Source organism: Trebonia sp. (genome assembly GCF_030042015.1).
In the GTDB taxonomy this organism is placed as follows: Bacteria; Actinomycetota; Actinomycetes; order Streptosporangiales; family Streptosporangiaceae; genus Trebonia.
Window position 1 is genome coordinate 1 of record NZ_JASIAL010000049.1, and the last position, 4,807, is coordinate 4,807.

Annotated in this window: 5 protein-coding genes; 3 read left to right on the forward strand and 2 right to left on the reverse strand. The window is 73.3% G+C overall.

The window, feature by feature from the left end; translation table 11 throughout:
• A partial coding sequence (locus Q1N79_RS02130) for a DUF2550 family protein (protein ID WP_300603514.1) occupies nucleotides 1–258 on the forward strand: 258 nt, incomplete at its 5' end.
• Between the two features lie 3 nt (nucleotides 259–261).
• On the opposite strand, the gene Q1N79_RS02135 is transcribed toward Q1N79_RS02130, so the two are convergent.
• On the reverse strand, nucleotides 262–861 hold the full coding sequence (locus Q1N79_RS02135) for a cob(I)yrinic acid a,c-diamide adenosyltransferase (RefSeq protein ID WP_300603516.1): 600 nt from the start codon (nucleotides 859–861) through the stop codon (nucleotides 262–264).
• A 366-nt stretch (nucleotides 862–1,227) separates the two neighbouring features.
• On the opposite strand from Q1N79_RS02135, the gene Q1N79_RS02140 reads away from it, so the two are divergent.
• The gene (locus Q1N79_RS02140) at nucleotides 1,228–2,922 is read left to right on the forward strand and encodes a GMC family oxidoreductase (protein ID WP_300603519.1); all 1,695 of its coding nucleotides are present in this window, start codon (nucleotides 1,228–1,230) and stop codon (nucleotides 2,920–2,922) included.
• 46 nt (nucleotides 2,923–2,968) lie between these two features.
• Here Q1N79_RS02140 and Q1N79_RS02145 read toward each other — a convergent pair whose 3' ends face one another.
• Nucleotides 2,969–4,534: an aldehyde dehydrogenase family protein gene (locus tag Q1N79_RS02145; protein ID WP_300603522.1), complete on the reverse strand. Its 1,566-nt coding sequence runs from the start codon at nucleotides 4,532–4,534 to the stop codon at nucleotides 2,969–2,971.
• 43 nt (nucleotides 4,535–4,577) lie between these two features.
• Here Q1N79_RS02145 and Q1N79_RS02150 point away from each other — a divergent pair.
• Nucleotides 4,578–4,807: dihydrofolate reductase family protein (locus tag Q1N79_RS02150; RefSeq protein WP_300603525.1), on the forward strand; the 230-nt coding region annotated here is incomplete at its 3' end.

Genomic DNA, 4,807 nt, shown 5'->3' on the forward strand with positions numbered 1-4,807 from the left:
CGGGTCTTTCACCGCCGCCAGCTCACGGTGCTCTCCCGCCGTCCGTCGCTGGCGTCCGAGGCGACCGTGCTCGGCCCGGAGCACACCGTCGTCGAGGTCTGCACCCGGCCGCCCGGCGACTACGCCGACCGGCGCGCCCGCCGGAAGGAAACGCCCGGCGACCACGTGGAGCTCGCGATGACCGAGCAGGCGCTGACCGGGTTCCTCGCCTGGCTGGAGGCGTCTCCGCCCGGTTCGCACCTTGAGGACATCGCGTAGTAGCTACCGGTCGCCGCCCGGGCGCCACAGCACGTCGCCCTGGTCGGCGTTGGCGACGCGGGCGAGGATGAACAGCAGGTCTGACAGCCGGTTGAGGTACTTGGCCGGCCAGACGCTCACGCTCTGGCCGTATTCCGCCACGACGGCCCAGGCGCTGCGCTCGGCACGCCGGGTGACGGCACGCGCCGTGTGCAGCAGCGCGGCTCCCGGCGTCCCGCCGGGCAGCACGAAGCTGCGCAGCACGGGCAGCGCCTCGTTGTAGGAGTCGCAGGCCTCCTCAAGCGCCGTGATGTAGCTCTCGTCGATGCGCAGCTGCGGGTGGCTCGGCGGCTCGGCGGTCACCGGGTTGGCGAGGTCGGCGCCGACGTCGAACAGCTCATTCTGAATCCGGCCGAGCAGTTCGCCGATGGCGGGCGGCAGCTGTCCGAACGTCAGCGCCGTCCCTATCGCGCAGTTCGCCTCGTCGGTGTCGGCGTACGCCTGCAGCCGGCTGTCGGTCTTCGCGACCCGCGATCCGTCCGCCAGCGCGGTGGTCCCGCCGTCGCCGGTGCGCGTGTAGATCCGGGAGAGCACGACCGGGTTGTCGCGTCGCTCGTTGGCCATGTGCACAGCCTAAGCCAGGCCACCGCCACTCGCCCCGCCCGCTGCCGCCTGAGTAACGCAAAGTAGTCGCAGCAAAAAAAGATGAGCCGCTGACCTGGGGTATTCACTTTCCCGCGAAGATGTGAAATCGTTTAGCTACACTACGTAACGACCCCGGAAGCTCCGGGGTCCGGCGGTTCTCGGGGGCCCGCCGGACCCCGGTCACGTCACGGTCTCTCGCCCCGAACGCTGCACCGCGGCCCGGTAAGGTGTCACCACAGGTGTCACGAAATGTCAGGATCCGGGCGCGGCGCGCCGCATCGTACGGACGGCGGCGAACGGCAGCGAGCGCGGGAACGCCGAGGCGACGCGGGCAAGGTGGGCTAGGTGGTGTTCGACTACGTGATCGTGGGCGGCGGAAGCGCGGGCTGCGTACTCGCCGCGAGGCTCGCCGAGAATCCCGGCACCAGGGTGCTACTGCTCGAGGCCGGCCCGCACGCGGACGTCGCGGAGATCCGCGTCCCCGCCGCGTACGTCCGCCTTTTCCGCAGCAGGTACGACTGGAACTACGTCACGCTCCCGCAGGAGCGCGCCGACGGCCGGCCGGTCTACTGGCCGCGCGGCCGGGTGCTCGGCGGCAGCTCAGCGCTGAACGCGATGATCTACATCCGGGGCAGCCGGCTGGACTACGACGCGTGGCGCGACGAGTTCGGCTGCACCGGGTGGGGATACCGTGACCTGCTCCCGTACTTCCTGCGCGCCGAGGACAACGCCCGCGGGGCGAGCGCCTATCACGGAACGGAGGGGCCACTCGCCGTTCAGGACCTGCGCTACAAGTCCGAACACGGCCGGCTGTTCATCACGGCCGCCAGCCGGCGCGGTGCCCTGGAAAACGACGACTTCAACGGGCCGGTGCAGGACGGGGTCGGCTTCTATCAGGTCACCCAGCGCGATGGGCGCCGGTGCAGCGCGGCGGACGCCTACCTGGCGCGCAGGCCGGAAAACCTCACGATCATCACCGATGCCCTCGCCACCGGCCTGGTCATCGAAGGGGGCCGCGCCGCAGGGGTCACCTACCGGCGCGGCGGGCGCGAGGAAACGGCTCGTGCCGAGGCCGAGGTCGTCCTCACGGCGGGCGCGATCGGCAGCCCCCAGCTGCTCATGCTGTCGGGCATCGGGCCCGCCGACGACCTGCGCGAGCACGGCATCTACGTGATCGCCGACAACCCCGCCGTCGGCGCGAACCTCATGGACCACCCGTCGGTGCCTGTGCTGTGGTCGACCCCGGCCGTCAAGGGCCTGTGGGAGAGCACCGGCAACGCGGGGTTCGCGCGCTGGCGGCTCAGCCACCGTGGCCCGCTCACGTCCAACATCGCCGAGGCCGGCGGGTTCGCCCGCAGCGACCCGCGGCTGCCCGCCCCGGACCTGCAGTGGCACGTGCTGCCCGCCGCGTTCAAGGAGCAGGGGCTGACCGACGCGGCGCGGCGGGCGATGACGGTCCTCGTCACGCTGGTCGACGTGGCCAGCCGCGGGAAGCTGACGCTGGCCTCGCGCGACCCGCGGCACCGGCCGCTGATCGACCCCGGCTACCTGTCCGAGGTTCGCGACCTGTCCGCGCTCGCCATCGGCGTGCGGATGGCCCGCGACTACGGGACCGCCGCTCCGTTGTCGAAGATCTGCGCCGAGGAACTGGCGCCGGGCGACGGCGTGCACACCGACCACGAGATCCGGGACTACATCCGGCGGGCGCTGGTGAGCACCTACCACCCGGCAGGCACCTGCGCCATGGGCGGCGACGCCCGCGACCCCGGCGACGCCCGCGGTTCCGGCGGTTCCGGCGGCCCCGGCGCCGCGGCGAGCCGCAAGGCGCCCGTCGGCGTCGTCGACCCCCTGCTGCGGGTGCGCGGCGTTGACGGGCTCCGGGTCGTGGACGCGTCCGTGATGCCCACCTTGCCGCGCGGCAACACGAACGCCCCCGTGATCGCGATCGCCGAGCGGGCCGCCGACCTGATCACCGGCCGTGCGCCGCTCGCGCCGCTCGATCCGGCCGAGGCCAACCCCAGCCCGGCGCTGGCGAGCTAGGGCGAGCGCCGAGCGGCGGGCGGCGAGCGCCGAGCGGGGCGAGCGGCTAAGGGCGCCGACGGCGCTGCTTCGGCTTGTACAGCCGCCCGTGCAGGACCGTGACCAGCTTCACGATGCGCTCGGTGTCGCGCGCGTCGCGCCGGAACGTCGTGGTGCGCACGACCGGGCGCATCCGCTGCCGGGTGATCGACTTGACCCTGGAGAACTCGCGCAGCCCGTCGGCGCCATGGGTGCGCCCGAACCCGGACTCCCCCGACCCGCCGAACGGCAGCGACGGCACCGCCGCGAACGCGATCACCGAGTTCACCGACGTCATCCCCGCCCGCAGCGCGCGCGCCGCGCGCAGGCCGGTCCGCCGCCGCTTGGTGAACACGGCGGACCCGAGCGCGTACGGCGACGCGTTCGCCAGCCGCACGCCGTCGGCGAGCGACGGCACCGGCGTCACGGCCACGACCGGCCCGAACGTCTCCTCGCGAATCGCCGCGCTGTCGGCGGGCACGTCCACGAGCACGACGGGGTGCACGTACGGGGGCCGCACCGAGTCGAGCCCCCCGTACACCGGCCTGCCGCCGCGGGCCATGGCGTCGGCCAGGTGGCGTTCCACGACCTCGACCTGCCCGGGCAGCGTCATCGGGCCGTAGGACGCGCCCTCGTCGTCGCCAGGGCGCAGCTTGCCGATCCGGTCGTTGAGCTTCTCAAGGAACGTGTGGTAGACCGCGTCGGCCACGTAGACCCGCTCGACGCCCACGCAGGTCTGCCCGGCGTTGGACATCGCCCCCCACGCGGCGGCGTCGGCCGCCGCGTCCAGGTCCGCGTCCGCGGCGACGAGCAGGGCGTCCTTCCCGCCGCACTCGGCGAGCACCGGCGTCATCGTCTCCGCGGCCGCGGCAAGCACCTTGCGGGCGGTGGCGGCCGAGCCGGTGAAGGCGATCTTGCTGACACCGGCCTTGGCCAGCTCGGCCCCGGTCGCGCCGAGCCCGGTCACGAGCTGCAGCACCGGCTCGCTGTCGCCGAACACCTCGCTGAGCACCTCGGTGAACGACTGCACCAGCCACTGCCCGGTCCCCGTGGTCAGCTCGCTCGGCTTGAACACCACGGCGTTGCCGGCCGCGAGCGCGTAGCTGATCGATCCCATCGGGGTGTACACCGGGTAGTTCCACGGCCCGATGACCGCGACCACCCCGAGCGGCTGGTACTCCACGGACGCCGCCTGGTTGACCATCATCAGCCCGCTGGGCACGCGCCGCGGCCGCAGCACCGCGTGGGCGTGCTTGGCGGCCCAGTCCAGGTGGAGGATCGCGGTGACGATCTCGAGCCTGGCGTCGTCGAGTGGCTTGCCCGTCTCGTCACGCACCAGCTGCGCCAGCCGTCCCATGTACCTGGTGATGTGGGACTTCCAGGCGAGCAGCCGCAGCTGCCTGTCCTGCCAGCCGAGCCCGGCCCACCACGCGGCCGCGCCGCGGGCCCGCCGGACCGCGATCGCGATCTCGCGCTGCCCGTCCACGGCGAACGTGGCAAGCACCTCGCCCGTCGCCGGGTTCACCGACTCGAAGGTGTCGCGCCCCCGGCCCCACGACGGCGCCGCGGGCGATACCGCGTGACCACTAGACATGCAGCCAGTAAACCACCGCCCGCCGGCCGGTAGAGTGCCCTCCGTGCCGTGCCGCCCGTACACGCTGCTCAGCTGTGCCGTCTCCGTCGACGGCTGCCTCGACGACGCGTCGGCGAGCCGGCTGATCCTGTCCGGCCCCGCCGACCTGGACGAGGTCGACGAGCTGCGCGCCGCCTGCGACGCGATCCTCGTCGGCGCCGGCGCGGTCCGCGCCGACGACCCGCGCCTGCTCGTCCGCGACCCGGCCCGGGCCGCCCGCCGTGCCGCCGCCGG